Annotated in this window: 15 protein-coding genes and 1 pseudogene; 11 read left to right on the top strand and 5 right to left on the bottom strand. The window is 67.7% G+C overall.

Annotation, left to right across the window (positions count from 1 at the left end):
* The 5 genes and pseudogenes from H4W30_RS07950 (at nt 1) to H4W30_RS07930 (ending at nt 6,674) form a co-directional block, all read left to right on the top strand.
* Entirely contained in the window at nt 1–981 is a 981-nt protein-coding gene (locus H4W30_RS07950; RefSeq protein WP_192742169.1) for a carbohydrate ABC transporter permease, read from the top strand.
* On the top strand, nt 978–1,835 hold the full coding sequence (locus H4W30_RS07945; protein ID WP_192742168.1) for a carbohydrate ABC transporter permease: 858 nt from the start codon (nt 978–980) through the stop codon (nt 1,833–1,835). Before H4W30_RS07950 ends, H4W30_RS07945 begins: the two co-directional genes overlap by 4 nt.
* 2 nt (nt 1,836–1,837) lie before the next feature.
* Nucleotides 1,838–3,241, top strand: coding sequence for a GH1 family beta-glucosidase (locus tag H4W30_RS07940; RefSeq protein ID WP_192742487.1), 1,404 nt, complete (start codon nt 1,838–1,840; stop codon nt 3,239–3,241).
* Nucleotides 3,242–3,486: 245 nt separating this feature from the next.
* A pseudogene (abc-f, locus tag H4W30_RS07935) lies at nt 3,487–5,105 on the top strand (ribosomal protection-like ABC-F family protein).
* Between the two features lie 315 nt (nt 5,106–5,420).
* Nucleotides 5,421–6,674: an HNH endonuclease signature motif containing protein gene (locus tag H4W30_RS07930; protein WP_192742167.1), complete on the top strand. Its 1,254-nt coding sequence runs from the start codon at nt 5,421–5,423 to the stop codon at nt 6,672–6,674.
* A 1,137-nt stretch (nt 6,675–7,811) separates the two neighbouring features.
* On the opposite strand, the gene H4W30_RS07925 is transcribed toward H4W30_RS07930, so the two are convergent.
* Entirely contained in the window at nt 7,812–8,156 is a 345-nt protein-coding gene (locus H4W30_RS07925; RefSeq protein ID WP_125683301.1) for an MmcQ/YjbR family DNA-binding protein, read from the bottom strand.
* Between the two features lie 124 nt (nt 8,157–8,280).
* Here H4W30_RS07925 and H4W30_RS07920 point away from each other — a divergent pair, with 124 nt between their 5' ends.
* Both H4W30_RS07920 and H4W30_RS07915 read left to right on the top strand, forming a co-directional pair.
* A complete protein-coding gene (locus H4W30_RS07920) occupies nt 8,281–8,910 on the top strand; it encodes a class I SAM-dependent DNA methyltransferase (RefSeq protein WP_192742166.1) in 630 nt (209 codons plus the stop codon).
* A 2-nt stretch (nt 8,911–8,912) separates the two neighbouring features.
* Nucleotides 8,913–9,707, top strand: coding sequence for a glycosyltransferase family 2 protein (locus H4W30_RS07915; RefSeq protein ID WP_192742165.1), 795 nt, complete (start codon nt 8,913–8,915; stop codon nt 9,705–9,707).
* On the opposite strand, the gene H4W30_RS07910 is transcribed toward H4W30_RS07915, so the two are convergent.
* Nucleotides 9,625–10,221, bottom strand: coding sequence for a TetR/AcrR family transcriptional regulator (locus H4W30_RS07910; protein WP_192742164.1), 597 nt, complete (start codon nt 10,219–10,221; stop codon nt 9,625–9,627). The two genes, H4W30_RS07915 and H4W30_RS07910, sit on opposite strands and share 83 nt — an antisense overlap.
* 99 nt (nt 10,222–10,320) lie before the next feature.
* Here H4W30_RS07910 and H4W30_RS07905 point away from each other — a divergent pair, with 99 nt between their 5' ends.
* Nucleotides 10,321–11,697, top strand: a complete 1,377-nt coding sequence (locus H4W30_RS07905) for a cytochrome P450 (protein WP_192742163.1) — start codon at nt 10,321–10,323, stop codon at nt 11,695–11,697.
* Between the two features lie 83 nt (nt 11,698–11,780).
* The gene (locus tag H4W30_RS07900) at nt 11,781–12,233 is read left to right on the top strand and encodes a carboxymuconolactone decarboxylase family protein (RefSeq protein ID WP_192742162.1); all 453 of its coding nucleotides are present in this window, start codon (nt 11,781–11,783) and stop codon (nt 12,231–12,233) included.
* Nucleotides 12,234–12,237: 4 nt separating this feature from the next.
* On the opposite strand, the gene H4W30_RS07895 is transcribed toward H4W30_RS07900, so the two are convergent.
* Nucleotides 12,238–12,963, bottom strand: coding sequence for a helix-turn-helix transcriptional regulator (locus H4W30_RS07895; RefSeq protein ID WP_192742486.1), 726 nt, complete (start codon nt 12,961–12,963; stop codon nt 12,238–12,240).
* Between the two features lie 135 nt (nt 12,964–13,098).
* Here H4W30_RS07895 and folE point away from each other — a divergent pair, with 135 nt between their 5' ends.
* Nucleotides 13,099–13,695 carry a GTP cyclohydrolase I FolE gene (gene folE / locus H4W30_RS07890; protein ID WP_192742161.1) on the top strand — a complete coding sequence of 199 codons (597 nt, stop codon included), beginning with the start codon at nt 13,099–13,101 and terminating at the stop codon, nt 13,693–13,695.
* Here the strand turns inward: folE and H4W30_RS07885 are convergent.
* A complete protein-coding gene (locus H4W30_RS07885; RefSeq protein WP_192742160.1) occupies nt 13,685–14,923 on the bottom strand; it encodes an MFS transporter in 1,239 nt (412 codons plus the stop codon). The two genes, folE and H4W30_RS07885, sit on opposite strands and share 11 nt — an antisense overlap.
* Before the next feature lie 105 nt (nt 14,924–15,028).
* On the opposite strand from H4W30_RS07885, the gene H4W30_RS07880 reads away from it, so the two are divergent.
* Nucleotides 15,029–17,584 carry a P-loop NTPase fold protein gene (locus H4W30_RS07880; RefSeq protein WP_192742159.1) on the top strand — a complete coding sequence of 852 codons (2,556 nt, stop codon included), beginning with the start codon at nt 15,029–15,031 and terminating at the stop codon, nt 17,582–17,584.
* Here the strand turns inward: H4W30_RS07880 and H4W30_RS07875 are convergent.
* Complete coding sequence (locus tag H4W30_RS07875) at nt 17,515–18,165, bottom strand: flavin reductase family protein (protein ID WP_318780567.1); 651 nt, start codon at nt 18,163–18,165, stop codon at nt 17,515–17,517. The genes H4W30_RS07880 and H4W30_RS07875 overlap by 70 nt on opposite strands.
* Between the last annotated feature and the right edge of the window lie 88 nt (nt 18,166–18,253).

The following is an 18,253-nucleotide window of genomic DNA, read 5'->3' as shown; positions in this document are numbered from 1 at the left end:
ATGACCGTCGTCGACAAGATCGCGCCGGACGAGGAGAAGGCCGGGGTGCGCACGTCGCCCCGGCCCACCCTCCGCCATCGGCTGAGCCGGTGGGACGTCAAGGTCTCGCCGTACCTCTACATCGCCCCGTTCTTCGTCGTGTTCGGGATCGTCGGGCTGTTCCCGCTGCTCTACACGGCGTACGTCTCCCTGTTCAGCTGGGAGGCGGGTGACGACAACCCCGTCTTCATCGGGTTGGACAACTTCAAGGAGTTGTTCGCCGACACCCAGTTCTGGAACGCGCTCGAGAACACGGTCAGCATCTTCCTGCTCTCCAGCGTTCCGCAGCTGATCATCGCGGTGCTCCTGGCGGCGCTGCTCAGCGCCAGGCTGCGCGGGGCGACCGGCTGGCGTGTCGGCGTCCTGCTCCCCTACGCCGCCAGTCTGGTGGCGCTCGGGATCATCTTCGCGAACCTGTTCGGGCCGAAGTACGGGCTGGTCAACGGCCTGCTGCAGACGATCGGGCTGGATCCGGTCGACTGGCAGGCCGGCCGGTTCAGCAGCCATGCCGCGATCGCGATCATGGTGAACTGGCGCTGGACCGGGTACAACGCACTGATCGTGCTCGCGGCGATGCAGGCGATCCCGAAGGAACTGCACGAGGCCGCGCTGATCGACGGCGCGGGTGCCACGCGCCGGTTCTTCAGCATCACGCTCCCCTTGCTGAAGCCGACGCTGATCTTCGTCACGATCACCTCGACGATCGGCGGCCTGCAGATCTTCACCGAGCCCAAACTGTTCGACGCCATGCCGGGGTCGAACAACGGCGGCTCGTCCAACCAGTTCCAGACCGTGACGCTGTACCTGTACCAAACGGCCTTCGAGAACTACGAACTCGGTTATGCCTCGGCGATCGCGTGGGTGCTGTTCGTGATCATCGTGCTGATCGCGCTGGTGAACTTCTTCCTCACCGGCAGGCTCACGGCGGTGAAGAAGAAATGACAGTGATCCACAGTGGACTCAAGCGAAGCGTTTCGGCGCTGGGTAAACCACGCAGGGCGACCTATGTCGTGCTCACGATCTTCGTGCTGGGCTCGCTCTTCCCGTTCTACTGGTCGTTCCTGGTCGCCAGCCGGGACAGCGGGATGCTCACCGAACGGGTCCCGCCCTTCCTGCCCGGCGGGAACTTCTTCGCCAACGCGGCGAGGGTGTTCGACACGGTGCCGTTCTGGAAGGCGCTCGCGAACAGCCTGATCGTGTCCGGCACGGTCACCCTCACCACGGTGCTGTTCTCGTCTCTGGCCGGGTTCGCCTTCGCCAAACTGCGGTTCCGCGGGCGGAACGGCTTGTTCGTGTTCATCGTGATCACCCTCGCCGTACCGACCCAGCTCGGCATCATCCCGCTGTTCATGGCGATGTCGGAGTTCGGCTGGGCGGGCGGGTTGCAGTCGGTGATCGTGCCCAACCTGGTGACGGCGTTCGGTGTCTTCTGGATGCGTCAGTACACAGTGGACGCCGTACCGTACGAACTGATCGAGGCGGCGCGGGTCGACGGCTGCAGCATGATCCGGATCTTCTGGAACGTCTGCCTGCCCGCGGTCCGCCCGGCGGCGGCGATCCTGGCGATGTTCACGTTCATGACGTCGTGGAACGACTTCCTGTGGCCGCTCGTGGTGCTGGACGCCGGCAACCCCACCGTCCAGCTGGCTCTGGAGAAGCTGCAGAGCGGCTATTACGTCGACTATTCGCTGGTGCTGGCCGGAACGACCCTGGCCACCATCCCGATCCTCATCGTCTTCCTCCTCCTCGGCCGTCAGATCGTGGCCGGGATCATGCAAGGTGCCGTGAAAGGGTGACCATGTCAGCTCATCCCGACAGTGTCCGGGCGAAGACCGCGCTGCTGTTCCCGCCCGGATTCGTGTGGGGCGCCGCCACCGCCGCCTTCCAGGTCGAAGGGGCGACGACCGCCGACGGCCGGACCGACTCGATCTGGGACGTCTTCGCCCGCCGTCCCGGCGCCGTCGTCGGCGGCGACACCGGGGAACCGGGCGCCGATCACTACCGGCGCTACGCCGAAGACGTCGACCTCATGCGGCGGCTCGGGCTCGGTGCGTACCGCTTCTCCCTTTCGTGGCCGCGGATCCGGCCCGACGGCGGCGCTCCGAATCCCCGGGGTCTCGCGTTCTACGACCGGCTCGTCGACAAGCTGCTCGAAGCCGGAGTGGAGCCGTGGGCCACGCTGTATCACTGGGATCTTCCCCAGTCGCTGGAAGACGAGGGCGGCTGGGCGGTACGGGATACCGCGTTCCGGTTCGCCGAGTACGCCGAAACGGTCGTGGCGCGCCTGGGCGACCGAGTGCCACGCTGGTCAACCCTCAACGAGCCGTGGTGCGCCGCGATGCTGGGCTATGCGCGCGGGATCCACGCGCCCGGCAGGCAGGAACCCCGCGCCGCCGTCGCGGCCGCGCACCACCTGCTGCTCGGACACGGACTGGCGATGGACGTCCTGCGTCGGCACGCGCCGGCCGCGTCGTCGGGGATCACGCTGAACCTGTACCCGGTGTCGGCGGTCGACCCGTCGTCCACTGTGGACTCCGAAGCCGCGCGCCGGATCGACGGCCTGCAGAACCGGCTGTTCCTGGACCCGGTGCTCCGGGGCTCCTACCCCGAGGATCTGCTGACCGATCTGGCGCACCTCGGCATCGGTGAGCTGGTGCGGGACGGCGACCTCGCGACCATCGCCGCACCGATCGACTGGCTGGGCATCAACTACTACCGCGGCTACCAGGTCGCGGGCACCCCGCTGTCCGGCAGTGAACCGGCGGGCGCCGACTGGCTCGGCTCCCCCGACGTCCATTTCGTGCCCGACGAAGCGGCGCCCCGCACCGACTCCGGCTGGGAGGTCCAGCCCTCGCGGCTCACCGAGTGCCTCCTCCAGGTCCATCGCGACTATCGGCCGATCCCGTTGTACATCACCGAAAACGGCGCGTCCTATCCGGACGCGCTGATCGGCGGGGACATCGCGGACACCGACCGGATCGCCTTCCTGGACTCGCATCTGCGCGCCGCGTACGAGGCGATCGAGGCGGGCGTCGACCTGCGTGGTTACTTCTACTGGTCGCTGCTCGACAACTTCGAGTGGGCCGAGGGGTACGGCAAGCGGTTCGGGCTCGTCCACGTCGATTACGCGACGCAGCGGCGGACGCCGAAACAGAGCGCGCTCTGGTATGCCCGGGCGATCAGTCTCAACGGGCTGAGCTGACGGCATCGCCGTCACCCGCCGGGATTGCGGTGGCCGCGTCCCGGCGGGTCTTGTTATCGTGGACGTGGACCTGATCAACGAGCAGTGGAGACCAGACGTGGCAGGTGAAGACGACATCTCCGGGTGAGCCGGAGTAGGCAGGCCACCGGCGTCGACGCCGAGGTGGCCTTTTTGTCGTCCCCTCAAGCCACGTCCACCGCGGTGCAGCCTTCGAGGCGCCCGCTGTCTTTCACGAGGTCATTTCCATGTCAGACGCCTTCGTCGTCGTGTCCGCCCTGTCCTTCTCCTGGCCGGACGACACCCCGGTCTTCGACGACCTGTCCTTCACCGTGCCCGGTGGCCGCACCGGACTGGTCGCGCCGAACGGGGCGGGCAAGAGCACGCTCCTCAAGCTGATCGCCGGCGAACTGCGTCCGACGTCCGGGTCCGTCTCCGCCCAGGGCGTCCTCGGCTACCTGCCGCAGTCGCTGCCGCTCACCGCCGACCTGACCGTGGCCGAGGTGCTGGGCATCGCGCCGCAGCTCGCGGCGCTGACCGCGATCGAGTCCGGCGACGCGAGCGAAGAGCACTTCACCACCATCGGAACCGACTGGGACATCGAGGAACGCACCCGCGCCCAGCTCGACCGGCTCGGCCTCGACGGCATCTCGCTGGACCGGAGCCTGCGCACGTTGAGCGGCGGGCAGATCATCTCCCTCGGCCTGGCCGCGCAATTGCTGAAGCGGCCCGACATCCTGCTGCTGGACGAACCGACCAACAACCTCGACCTCGACGCGCGCCGCAAGCTCTACGGAGTGCTCGAAGACTGGTCCGGCTGCCTGCTGCTGGTGAGCCACGACCGGGAACTGCTCGACCGGATGGACCGGATCGCCGAACTCGACCGCGGCGATCTCCGGTACCACGGCGGGAACTTCACCCAGTACGAAGCGGCGGTCAAGGCCGAGCAAGAGGTGGCCGAGCGCAACGTCCGCAGCGCCGAACAAGAGGTCAAACGCGAGAAGCGGGAGATGCAACAGGCCCGCGAGCGGGCGGCGCGCCGCGCGGGCAACGCCGCCCGGAACCTCGGCAACGCCGGCCTGCCGAAGATCTTCGCCGGCACCATGAAGCGCAACGCCAGGAGTCCGCGGGCAAGGCGAACGAGACGCACGCCGCCCGGGTCAGCGAAGCGAAGAACCGCCTCGACGAGGCCGAACGTTCACTCCGCGACGACCAGAAGATCGCGCTGATCCTGCCGGGCACCAACGTCCCCGCCGGGCGCACGATGTTCCAGGGCGAGCACATCCAAGTCCGCTACGGCGACCGGAACGTCTTCGCGGGCGACGGCGTCGACCTGACGATCCGCGGCCCCGAACGGATCGCGCTGACCGGCGGGAACGGCACCGGCAAGTCGACCCTCCTGCGGGTGCTCAAGGGAGATCTCACGCCGGACAGCGGCGTGGTGAAACGCGCCGAAGGCCGGATCGCGTACCTCTCCCAGCGACTCGACCTGCTGGACCTCGACCGGACGATCGCCGAGAACTTCGCCACGTTCGCCCCGAGCCTCCCCGAGTCGCAACGGATGACGCTGCTCGCCCGCTTCCTGTTCCGAGGCGCGCGAAGTCAGCTTCCCGTCGGCGTGCTCTCCGGGGGCGAACGCCTGCGAGCCACCCTGGCCTGCGTCCTGTTCGCCGAACCCGCGCCGCAACTCCTGCTACTGGACGAGCCGACCAACAACCTCGACCTGGTCAGCGTCGGGCAGCTGGAGAGCGCGTTGGGGGCGTATCAAGGGGCTTTCGTAGTCGTGAGCCACGACGAGCGGTTCCTCCGGGAGATCAAGGTGGACCGGCGGGTGCGGCTGACCGATGGAACGCTCGTGGAGTCGTGAGGCTCGCGTTCCCTCTCGCGCCGGATCTGCTCGTGATTTGAGGTGTTTCCTTGCTGCACGAGTAGGTCCGGTGTTCCAGCCTGGCAATTGACACCCGGCCGGTCACTCGAACGCAAACGGCGCGGCGAGGCTCCTAGATCTACACGGGATTCTCCCTGGACACTACGGGTTCGTGGAGAACGCGCAATTAGTCGGCTAATTGCTTTCGGGTAATCAGTGCTTCTCGATCGAATCACTCTTCAGTGTTGTTCGCGCGTTTCACTGGTAGCGCAAAATTACGAACATCTGTTCGTTAAATCGCGGTATTATTGACGGGTGTCCGAGACCTTCCTCCCCGAGTTGCCGCAGGAACTGTGGCGCGCCGGCAAGCTGGAGCTTGCCCATGGCGTGCTGCAGTCTTTGCGGGTGATTCGGGTGGCCACCGCTGGTTTGGGGCGGTTTTTGGCGGAGGTCGAGTCTCGGGGCGCGAAAGACTTATATGGGCATGGCAGTACGGCGAGTTGGCTCGCGGAGATGGCGGGACTGTCGCGGGGTGAAGCGGGTGCAGTGGTGAAGCGGGCCATCGCGTTGAACCCGACCCGTGCTTTGGATGGCACGGATGTTCCTCCTGTGGCGCCTGCGACCGCTGCGGTGGCGGCGGAGGGGTTGGTCGGGGATGAACGGATCGATCAGATCCTGGAGATTTTGAAGAGGCTGCCTGCTGATACCTCGGTTGAGGATCGGGCGGTCGCGGAGAAGATCCTGGCCGACCTGGCCCCGAATGCCGGTCCGCACCAGCTCGCCAAGGCTGAAGCGAACCTGCTGGGATGGTTGGACCCCGACGGCAACGAACCCAAAGACCCCGAACCGAAGGAACCACGCCGGGAAATCACGCTGGAGCGCCGCAGGGACGGATTCTGGAAGCTGACCGGTCTGCTGGATGACGAGACCGGTGCCCGCACCGCCGCTGCGCTGGAGGCGTATGCCCAGCCACGGCCGGTGGACGAGTTCGGCCAAGCGGATCTGCGGATGAAATGCGAGCGGATGGGCGACGCGTGGGCCGACCTCCTGGATCTGGCGATCGCGTGCCCGGACCAGCCGGGCACCAGCGGTTATCGGACTTTGGTGAACGTCACCATCGGGCTTGAGGAACTCAAATCCGGCCTCGGCACCGCCTGCCTCGACTTCGTCGGAACGATGACCGCCCGCGAAGCCCGACTCGCCGCCTGCGACTGCCTGATGCTCCCGGTCGTGCTGAGCGCCGCCGGTGAACCCCTCGACGTGGGACGACTCAGACGATTCGTCACCCCAGGGCAACGCCGGGCGTTGAACATCCGCGACGGCGGCTGCGCGTTCCCTGGCTGTCATCGCAAACCCAAGAATTGCCACGCCCACCACATCATCCACTGGGCAGACGACGGCCCCACCGATCTCCGGAACTTGGTGCTGCTGTGCGGATTCCACCATCGGCTGATTCATCACGGTGATTGGGAAGTGCGGATGGCGGCCGATGGGTTACCGGAGTTCATCCCACCCCAGTATCGAGATCCGCTCCGACAACCCCGCCGCAATGCCCTGCATCACCGCTGAACGTCGAGGAGCCCGCCAGCCACACCGGCGACGGGCCCTTCGGCATGCCCACCGGCGGCCCCACGTCCCGCCGTTCAGAGGCTCCTGCCTGACCGGACCGATCACGCACGACTGTGTGGATTTCGGGACGTCAGATGTCCCGAAATCCACACAGTCGTGCAACAGCGGAACCCCGGTGCGACACCACTGAACGCGAGAAGCCGCCAGCCATCAAGGCGACGGGCTCCTCGGCAGCCAGCCAGTCAGATCGCGCACTACTCGCCACGACGCGATCGCACTCGATCCTGAGGCCGCGGTGGTGGTAAGAGCATGAACGTGCCCGCTCAGCCCCTCCGAAGGCGGGCCACAACCGGACAACGCGAGTTCTCCTGCCATGACGCACAACCACCCGAGCGGAGAGCGAGACGGCATCCAGGTCGGGCAACGACCCAAGCACCGGCGCTTCAAAAGCACCCGACAACGAAAACGCCCGCCGCCGAACCGGCGACGGGCGAGGAAAAGAAAAGGTCCCGCTTCCGCTCAGCGAAGGCTGGGGGTTCCTGCGAGCAGGAAGCGGGAGTTTGTGGCCGGTACGGGGGCCGCCTCTCGGCGAGTGGCTCGACACGGCTCCGGCCGGACCGGTATTCCGTGAAGGCGAAGGGTGAGGCCCGGGGGCACCATCCGTACCGACACTCTCTACAACGCACCACCGGTCGAAATGTTCCCCGGCGCCGATCCCGAATAGGTGTGACCCGCGTCTACACTCGAATGCACGAAAAAGGTCCGCCCCCGCTCAGCGAAGGCCTGGGGGTTACCTGCGAGCGGAAGCGGACAATTCTTATAACGCGACGACACACCGAATTGTTCCCCTGGGCCGAGTGATCTGGGTCAACCCGAAAACGGCCGGGCAAAAAAGACCCGCTCCCGCTCAGCGAAGGTCTGGGGGTCACCTGCGAGCGGAAGCGGGAGCGAAGGCCGATACGGTGGGCCGCCTCTCGGCGAATGGCACGACATGGCTCCGGCCGGACCGGTATTCCATGAAGGCGGAGGTTGAGGCCCGGGGGCACCATCCGTACCGACATCCTCTACAACGCCACGGCCCGGAAAACGTTCCCCGCGAAAGAAGTGACGCGCGTCAACACCCGAATGCGGTAACCCTCAGCAGGGCGGCGGAACCTGATCGACCAGTTCTTCGGGAGCGGACAGCCGCCATGCCTCGTAGACCAATTCGTTCAGCTCGTCGGATTCGATGCCGTCGAGGTACACCACCACCCAGCCGAATCCCCCGGCCGTGAACTGCACCTCGAAGACGTCCGGCCGCTCGGCCACGAGGGCTTCCTGTTCCGAGAGCGTCTGCTTCAGGCCGACGGTCTGGGTGCGCGGCCAGTAGTAGCCGAACCGCTTCCCCCGCACACTGAACGACTCCCACTCCTTCGCGTCGGATCGCTCGACGTCGGCGAGCGACTTCAGCATCCGGTGGAACTCGTCACTCGACACGCTCATCGTGAACCCCAAACCCCAGTAACTCCGTCGGCTTCAGTCTAGGTGCCCGGGTCTGTCCGGCTTTTGAGGACGTCGATCGGTAGATTCGCCGGAGGAAGATCCACTCGATCCGGGGAGCTGTGCGATGGACCGTCCGGCCACGGCGGCAGAGTTGTTCGACGCCATCGGTTCCGCCTACGAAGACGTCTTCGGACGGGCGCCGGTGGTCGACAGGGCGGTGCGGCAGCTGCTGGACGGCCTGCCGCCGTCATCCAGGGTGCTCGACCTCGGCAGCGGCACCGGCAGGCCGGTGGCCGAGGAGCTCTCCGCCGCGGGCCATCGGGTGACCGGGCTCGACGTGTCGCCGGTGATGATCGACCTCGCGCGTGAGCAGGTTCCCGCCGCCACCTTCGTCCACGCCGACGTGCGTGACTGGACCTCGCCGCCCGAGTCGTGGGAGGCCGTCTGCGCCTTCTTCCCGTTCCTCCAGATGCCGCGCAGGGACACCGAAGCCGTGCTCGCCGACATCGCGCGCTGGCTGGTACCGGGCGGGCTCTTCGCGCTCGTCACCGTTCCGCGTGACGCCGAGGACGCGCCCGCGGAGTTCTTCGGCCGCACCTTCCGCGTCACCAGTTTCGCCCCGGACGACCTCGTCCGGCGAGTCGAAGCGGCCGGGATGGAGGTCACCGGCACCCATACGGAGGTCTTCACCGCGGATGAACCGGGGACACCGCCGGAGGAACACCTCCTGATCACGGCTCGGCGCCCGGTCTGACCATGCGCGTCGTCAGCGTGATCACGCCGGTCCACCCGCCGAGCCTGCCGTACCTGGCCGAGACGTACGAATCCCTCGCCGCGCAGGAACTCCCGCCGGGCTGGGCCTGGGAATGGCTGGTACAGGAGGACGGCGAGACCGGTCTGCTCGACGGCGTCCTCCCCGCGGACGAACGCGTACTGGCCGGCTCGGGGCGGCGGGGCGGCCCCGGGGTCGCGCGGATGCTGGCCCTGTCGCGCTCCACCGGCGAGCTGATCAAGGCACTCGACGCCGACGACCTCTTGGCACCCGGCGCGCTCGCGCGGGACATCGCGGCACTGGAGGATCCCGAGGTCGGCTGGACGACCTGCCGGGTGCTCGACCTCTTTCCCGACGGGACCACGGCCGGCGTCGACAGCGACCCGGAAGAGGGAAGGATCGAACGCGGCGCGATCCTGCGCCACTGGCAGCGCAACGGCTACGTGTCGTCGGTGGTGGCCGGGACGCTGTGCATCCGCCGTGAGCTGCTGCTGGAACTCGGCGGCTGGATGGCGTTGCCCGCGTCGGAGGACACCGGGCTGATCCTCGCCGCCAACGCCAGCTCCGACGGCTACTTCGTCTCCACGTGCGGCATGTTCTACCGGAAGTGGGCCGGGCAGGTCACCCGGTCCGCGGCGCACAACGACGACGGCGAGCGGCTCGCGCGGATGAAGCTGATCGAGGAGCGCGCCGAGGTCATGTTGGCACGTCGACGAGGTCGAGCAACGCCTTCGCGCACAGATCCCGGATCTCTTCCCGGGTCAGCTTCCGGTACTTGAGCCAGTCGAGACAGACCGCGACGACGAAGGCCAGCCATCCGCGGACGAGCACCCGCAGGGTCTCCGGCGGCTCGCCGTCCGGGCACAGCACCTCCAGGATCCGGCGTCCCTGTTCGGCGAAGTTGTTGTCCAGGACCTCGCGCACGCCGTCGACGGCGATCGACGTGCCCGAGTGCAGCGCCCGGTAGCCGTCCTCGTTGGCTTCGACGTAGCGCAGGTAAGCGTCGAGACCAGCGGTCAGCTGCTCCGCGACGGGGAGCGTGGGATCGGACTTGGTCATCTCGAGCAGGCGTTCACCCTGCGCCTTGATGACCTCGGTGACGAAGTCCCGTTTCGTCGGGAAGTAGTGGTACAGCAGCCCCCGGGACACCTCGGCGATGTCCGCGACCTGCTCGATCCACACGTCGTCGTACGGCCGCTCCGCGAAGAGGCGGGCGCCGATCCGCAGCAGCTGTTCCCGCCGCTCGGCGGTGCTCAGCCTGCTGCGGGGTTTCCCGGAGGTACTAGGCGCCATCTGGGCATCGTACTTACTTGACACGAGTTCAGTAACAGGCCACGCTCGCTATTGGATACCGGTTCAACAGTGCTCGCAGTGCTCACCTGGAGGGGCTCGATGGCCACCGCTCTCCCCCATCCCCCGCGACGGATCCCGCTGATCGGCGACGTGCTCGGCGTGTCGCCGAAGACGCCGGTCCAGGACTCGATGCGCCACGCGGCCGAGCTGGGCCCCGTCTTCGAGCGCAAGGTGTTCGGCCGGAGCATCGTGTTCGTCAACGGTGCCGAGATGGTCGCCGACCTCTCCGACGAGAAGCGCTTCGCGAAGCACGTCACGCCCGCGATCTCGAACCTGCGCCCACTCGGCGGCGACGGTCTGTTCACGGCCCACAACGAAGAGCCGAACTGGCGGCGCGCGCACGAGATCCTCGCGCCCGCGTTCAGCCGCAACGCCATGCAGCGTTATCACCCGACGATGCTGGCGATCACCCGCCAGCTGCTGGACACGTGGGACAGGGGTGGCGAGGTCGACGTCGCGGACGACATGACCAAGCTGACGCTGGAGACCATCGGCCGGACCGGATTCGGTTACAGCTTCTCGTCGTTCGAACGCGCCGAGCCGCATCCGTTCGTCGCCGCGATGGTCCGCACGCTGCGGCACGCGCAGCGGATGGCCATCCAGCCGCCGGTCATCGGCCCGCTCCTCAGCCGCAAGGCGAACCAGCGCAACGAAGCCGACCTGGCGTTCCTCCACTCCGTCGTCGCCGACGTCATCGAGGCGCGCCGGAACGACACGAGCACCGAAGACCTGCTCGGGCTCATGCTGAACACCACGCAGCCGAGCACCGGTGAGGCGCTGGACGAGGACAACATCCGGCACCAGATCATCACGTTCCTCGTGGCCGGGCACGAGACCACCTCGGGCGCGCTGTCGTTCGCCCTGTACTACCTAGCCAGGAATCCGGACGTCCTGGCCCGCGCACAGTCCGAAGTGGACAAGGTCTGGGGCGCGAACCCGGACCCGTCCTACGAGGAAGTCGCGAAACTCCGTTACGTCCGGCGAGTCCTCGACGAAGCGCTCCGGCTCTGGCCGACGGCGCCGGCCTTCGCGCGCCAGGCCCAGGTGGACACCGTCGTCGGCGGTGAGTATCCGATGCGGAAGGGACAATGGGCGCTGGTGCTCATCCCGGCGCTGCACCGTGATCCCGTGTGGGGAGACGATCCCGAGTCGTTCGATCCGGACCGGTTCTCCCCGGAACGCAACCGCGCCCGTCCGGCTCACGTCTACAAACCCTTCGGCACCGGCGAGCGGGCCTGCATCGGGCGGCAGTTCGCCCTGCACGAGGCGACGCTGGTGCTCGGGATGCTACTGAGCCGGTACGAGCTGCGCGGCGACCCGTCTTATCGGCTGAAGGTGCAGGAGCTGCTGACCCTCAAGCCGGAGGGCTTCAAGCTGGAGGTCTCGCTCCGCGACCGGGCGTCGGTGGCCGCCTAAGACTTTCAGCAACCGGTCACATCTCCGTGCCGGGATCCGTCAGTGCGATGAAAGCAAGACGGAAACCCCGAAGGAGAACGAATATGGAAACCCGCATCCCGAATCCCGCCCTCGCGAACCCCTCCACCTTGAAGGCCTTGATCGCGCTGGCGGAGTCGACCGGCGACACCGGTGTCCCGAAGACCACGCACTACCTGATGCACGTCCGCGCGAGCCAGATCAACGGATGCAGCGGCTGCCTGGAGATGCACACCAAGGAGCTGCGCAAGGCGGGCGAATCCGACGAGCGGATCTTCACCGTGGCGGCGTGGCGCGACACGGCCTATTTCACCGACGCCGAACGGGCGGCGCTCGCGCTGGCCGAGGCCATCACCCGGATCGCGGACCGGACCGACCCGGTCGACGACGAGGTCTGGAACGAGGCGGCCCGTCACTACGACGAAGCGCAGCTGTCGAGCCTGGTCCTTTCCATCGCCGCCATCAACACCTGGAACCGGCTCAACGTCGCCACGCGGCAGATCGCCGGCGCCGCCTGACCGGCTACTCCGCCTGCCGTAGTTCCACACAGCACTCGGCCGCGCCGGGAACGAGGGCCGCCTCCACGTTCCCGGCGCGCACGCCGTTCAGGAAACCAGCCAGGAAGGCCTGGTTGATCCCGCAGACCAGCTCCGGGGCCTCGGCGGCCAGCGGATGGAACGGGCAGTTCCGCAGCCGGACACAGGTCCTGCTGTCCCGGCTCGGCTCGAAGCCGTAGCGGCGAAGCACCCCTTCCGCGACGGTGAGCGCGCGTTCCGCGCCGAGCCTGCCCGGCCGCGTTCGCGCGCGTTCCTCTTCGCCCGCCGCGAAACCGCGCTCCCCCGCGACCCGCAACACCGCTTCCCGCGCTGTCTCACCGCTCCCTTCGGCGAGCACGGCCTCGGCGAGGATGCCCGCCAGGATCTCGTGCCGCCGGGCGGGAAGCTGCACCTGGATGGCCTCGTCGACGGGTTCGTAGACCTTCGGCCTGCGCCCCACCTTCACCACCGGGCCCGCCGCGAAGCCGAATCTGAGCAACCCGGCCGCCACGAGCTTGTCGAGATGGAAGGCGGCCAGCTTGCGGGAGATCCCGACCGCCGCCGCGGCTTCGTCACGTGTGACAGGCCGCCTCGCGCGCCGGGCGTAGGCGTACATGCCGCGACGGAGGTCGTCGTCGAGCGCCGCCACCGCGGCGATGGCGGGGGCGTCGAGGCCGTCCGGGTCTGGCGGGTCGGACACTGTCACGTTCACCACGATATCGCCTATCTCAACCGGCGGAACATTCTGGAGTGTCGATCTACCATGTAAGATGAGCCACCGGGTGGCAAAACACCCAAAAGTCTTGGTTTAATCCACCGGGGGATCGGTTTCAGCCTAGGAGGCCCAATGTCCACTCCTGCCTTGCGCGTCGTGCACGAATCCGGGCCGGGGCCGGACCTGGCGGCGGCCGAGACCGCGGCCGCCGATCTCCTCACCGCACTGGGCATCCCGCTGGACTCCGAAAGCCTCCGCGGCACGCCGGGCCGGATGGCGCGCGCGTACGCCGAGCTGTTCACCCCCCGGCCGTTCGATCTCACGACGTTCCCCAACGACGAGGGCTACGACGAGCTCGTCCTCGCCAGGGGGATCCCGGTCCGGTCGGTCTGCGAGCACCACCTGCTGCCGTTCGTCGGGGTCGCGCACGTGGGCTACCTGCCGGGAGAGCGGATCCTCGGCCTGTCGAAGCTGGCCAGGATCGTCGAGCACTTCGCCTGCCGTCCGCAGGTTCAGGAACGGCTCACGAAACAGGTCGCCGACTGGCTCGAAGAGCAGCTCGAACCGCGCGGCGTCGGCGTGGTGATCGAAGCGGAGCACTCGTGCATGACGTTGCGCGGGGTCCAGGCCGTCGGGTCGAGCACCGTCACCTCGACCCTGCTCGGCACGCTTCGCGAAGACGCTCGTTCGCGCCAGGAGTTCTTCGCGCTCACCGGGATCAACGGCTGACAGTGGGCTCTTGCGCGTAGGCCGCCGAGACGACCTCGCGATCGAAGACCCGCCAGGTGAGCGCGGAAACGATCACCGCCACCACGAAACCGGCCCAGTACGGCGTCGTCAGCCCGAACGTCGACGCCACCGCCCCACCGAGCAGCGCACCCACGCAGTTGCCGCCCGCGATTACGAACAGACTGGTGCTGCCGACCCGGCCCAGCATGCCGGGCGGGGTGAGCCGCTGACGCAGGGAACTGCCGACGATTCCCCACAGGGCGCCGTGTACCCCGAAGAGGAACAACGTCACCCCGACGACCGGTGCGCTCGTGCTCGTCGCGAGCACCAGATGGGTCCCGGCCTCGATCAGCAGCCCGATCCGCAACGTCCAGGTCGGCGTGCACCAGGCGATCAGCCGGTCGCCCATGACCGAGCCGAGTAGCCCGCCCACCGCCATGCAGGTGAAGAGCAGGCCGTACCCGACGGAACCCAGCTGGAGCCGCTCCTTCGCGAGCAGCACCAGGACCGAGGTGGCCGCGACGAGCGTCAGGTTCAGCATCCCGATCAACCCGATCATGGTCCGCAGCAGACGCTGGCCGGCGAGCCAGCGGAACCCCTCGGCCACCTCCGATCGCATCGACCGGCGCGCGGCCGGCTCGACGGGCCGTGACCGGTAGGCGCCGGCGATCAATCCGAGCAGCAGCGCGCTGACCGCGTACGTGCCGGCGTTGACGTAGAACGGGATGCTCGCCGCGACGCCGAACAGGAATCCGCTCAGCGGCCCGGAAAGCATGCCGTGGGCCAGCGTCGTCCCGGCGTACAGCCGCCCGTTCGCCCGCTCCAGCAACGCCTTCGGCACGATCGCGGGCAGCATCGCCCCGCTCGACGTCCGGAACACGACCTCGCACGCGTTGATCACGAAGAGCACGGCGTACAGCAAGGCGATACTGACGTCGCCCATCGAGATCGCGACGGCCAGCAGCGCGACAGCGGGTACGCGGATCCAGTCGAGGGTGATCATCAGCTTGCGCCGGTCCACCCTGTCGGCCAGCACTCCGCCGGGCAGCGAGAAGAGCAGCCAAGGCAGCCACGCCACGGCGAACCCGCCCGAGACCACGAGCGGCTCGTCGGTGCGGGAGGCGATCAGCAACGGCGCCGCCACCGTCGCGAGACCGCTGCCGAGCGCGGACGTCGTACTCGCCGCCCAGAGCTTCGCGTACCTTCCGTCGAGCCTCTCCCCCGTCATGGGACCAACGTAGCGGCCGGTGACCGAGCGGATGCGGAGTTTCACCCACAGCTGAGCGACTGCCCCCTAGACTGCCCTTCCGTTCGGCCTTGGGAGGGAGCACGGATGGTGCTGGTGCGCGACGTCGATCCGTCGGTTCTGCTGATGAACAAGGCGCCGGGCGAGAAACCCGGGGCCTATCTGCCCAGGGATGTCGACGGTCCGCTCAGGTCGGCGCTCGCGACCACGCCGTTCACCCTCCTCGTCCACGAGGTCTACTCGGGTGCGAGGCGTTCGGCCCTGGAAGCCTTGACGACGATGCACGCCGGAACGGAACTGGTCATCGAGCCGGAACTCGACGAGCTCGCGACGGACCGGCAGGACAGCGACGCGGTGCTCTGGCTCGACCGGAAACTGCCCCAGACCCTCGGACGCGACCCCGCCGCGGTGGCCAAGTGGCTCGACAAGGATCCTCGGCGCCGCCTGCTGGGGCTGGTCGGCGAAAGCCAATACGATCATCCCGAACTGCGTGCCGCCATCGATCGCCTCGGACCGACCGTCCTCCGTATCGGCCCGGCGCTCTCCGCCGTCGAACGCGAGGAAGCCAAGGCGATGTTCCCCGGCTCGGGGCCCATCCGCACGATCGACGAGATCGCCGTCGCACGAAACCCGGTGAGTTCCGGAAGCGGGGAGCCTGATCCGTTCGCCGCCCACGTCGCGGACTACCGGCCCGACACCGACGACGGCGTCGACCGCCTCGGCATCGGTCCCGACGTGCGCATGCTCGCCGACCTGGTCGTCTCCCGGATGATCACCCCTCCCCTGTCGATCGGCCTGTTCGGCAGCTGGGGTTCGGGCAAGAGCTTCTTCATGCGCCAGATGCAACTGCGCGTCCGCGAGCTCGCCGATTCCGCGCGAGTGGCCGAAACCGAGGCGGGCACGCACGGGAAGTCCGTGTCCTCCTACTGTTCGAGCGTTCGCCAGATCAGCTTCAACGCTTGGCACTACAGCGAGGCGAACCTCCTCGCCAGCCTCGCGACGCACATCTTCGACAACCTCGCCGCGAGCGGCGCCGAGAACGACCTTCAGCGCCAGGCCGACCTGCTCGCCGAACGCCGCAAGGCAGAGAAGACCCTGCTCGGCAGGCTCAGCGCGGTCCGCCTCGAACGCAGAACCTTGACAGCTCAACAGAAGCAAGCGAAGCGAAGGCGACGGAAGCCGCGCGAATACGTCCGCGCGGTGTTCGACAGCCTCACCGAGGCGGACAAGGCGTGGATCGCGTCCAGGATCGGCGTCGACCGGCCCACCGCCGAAGACCTCGAACGGCTGGCACAGGAAACCGGTGGGCTGCGGTCGGACGTCGCCGAATTCTGGCGACGCCTGCGGCAGGACCCGGTCCCGCTGCTGGTCCTGATCGGTGGGCTGGTGACGGTCCTGGTGGTGACGCTGCTCGTCGGCCGGTCGCAGGTGTCCGGAATGCTCGGCGGGCTCACCGTGGTGAGCTCCGTGCTGACCGTCGTCCTGCGGATGCGCGCCAGCGCGGACCGGATCCACCAGGCGCTGGACAAACTCGGCGGACCGTCCGAAGAGGACGAAGAGACCGAGCGTCGCCTCGCCGAACTGGACGCCGAATCCGACCGGCTCGAAAAGGCGGTCGCCGAACTCGCCCCTGGGCTGGACCTCGTCTCGTTCGCCGAGTCCCGGGTTTCGGACTACGTCGAACATCTGGGCGTGGTCTCCTTGCTGCGCAAGGATCTCGAGACCTTCGCGACCATGCTCGCCGAGGTACCGCACGGTTCGGGGAAGATCGAACGGACCGTGCTGTACGTCGACGACCTCGACCGCTGCCCGCCCAAGGTCGTCGTCCAGGTCCTCGAAGCCATCCATCTCCTGCTGGCGCTGCCGGTGTTCGTCGTCGTGGTCGGTGTCGACTCCCGCTGGCTCAAGAAGGCCGTCGAGCAGCATTACGAGGAGATGATCGGCGACGATCCCGAATCCTTCGCCGAGAGCTACCTCGAGAAGATCTTCCAGGTGCCGTTCACGTTGTCCCCCATGGACGATCCAGGGTTCGCGGGGCTCGTGCGCGGGCTCGCCGATACCGAGATCCCGGACGCGGGCCCGGCGCCCGCCCCCGCCGGAACGGATCAAGCCACCGGCGACCGTCTTCTCCTGGCCACGGTCGCTCCGTCTCCTCGTGCGGAAGCACCGAAACCGTCGTCCGAACAGTCCACAATAGACGTCCGACCTCCTCGACTGGTGATCTCACGGGCGGAACTGGATTTCCTGCCGACGCTCGCCCCGCTCATCCGGTCCCCGCGGGCCGCGAAGAGACTGCTGAACCTGTATCGCCTGCTGCGGGCGCGTTTCGCCGGTGAGGAACTGGCCGAATTCCTCTCCGACGGCGACCGCGAGGCACCGTTCCGCGCGGTGCTGGTGCTGCTCGCGGTCCACGTCGGGCATCCGGACGCCGTCCGATGGTTCTCGAGCCTCGAGGGGACGGACCCCGAAGACAAGGCCGTCGAGATCGTGTCGTCGATGAACGACCACGAACTGCGGCCGAAGCTCGAACGCGGCCTGTCCGGCGAACTGTGGCCGCAGCTGGCAGTGTCCTATCAGCGCTGGCTGCCGCTGGTGAACCGGTTCTCGTTCGCCCGCGATCGCTCGATGTCCGGCCCGCGGTAGAGCCGTTCCGGGATCCGCGCCAGTGTCGACGGATGGACCTGCGGGCCAAGGCCGTAGAGCTTCTGGAAGCTCATGATCAGCGGCCGCCACCGGTCCGGATCGATCCGGTCTTCGGTGCCCGGCATCCGCACGTCGTCGTGGACGTGGACGCGCCGCACGCGGACCTCGAACACGAGTACGCCGCCGCGTTGTTTCGGGTCGTCCTCCGCAAGTGGGTGGACGGCCTCGACGACGGCCTCCATCGTCACCGGGCATTCCGCGACACGCGGCGGCCGGACCGTCTCGGAATCCACCGGCGTGAGACCCGCGCGGGCGAACTTGTCGGGTTCGTGGCGGTAGCCGCGTTCGTACTTGCGGGCCGGCACGGGATCCGATCCGGTGGTCAGCGCCAGCCTGTCGACGGCGGCGGCCAGCGCGTCGGAAGGGAGATTCAGAACACATTCGCGGTTACGCATGAGATTTTGCGCGGTCTTCGATTTCGCGCCCAGTCCGAGCATGCCCCGCCAGCCGAGCCAGAACGCCGACGACATCGGGGCCAGGTTCGGGGTGCCCGCTTGGTCGACCGTCGAAAGGAGCACCACCGGAGTACCGAAGTAGAGGATTCCCGGCTCGATACGGGTGTGCGCGGCCTCGGCCGCCGTCGTGGAAACTGTCACGTCCGTCAGCTTC

Origin of the sequence: Amycolatopsis roodepoortensis (assembly GCF_014873915.1) — a bacterium.
Lineage (GTDB): Bacteria > Actinomycetota > Actinomycetes > Mycobacteriales > Pseudonocardiaceae > Amycolatopsis > Amycolatopsis roodepoortensis.
Note: the sequence above shows the minus strand (reverse complement) of the source record. Positions and strands in the feature narration are given on the sequence as shown.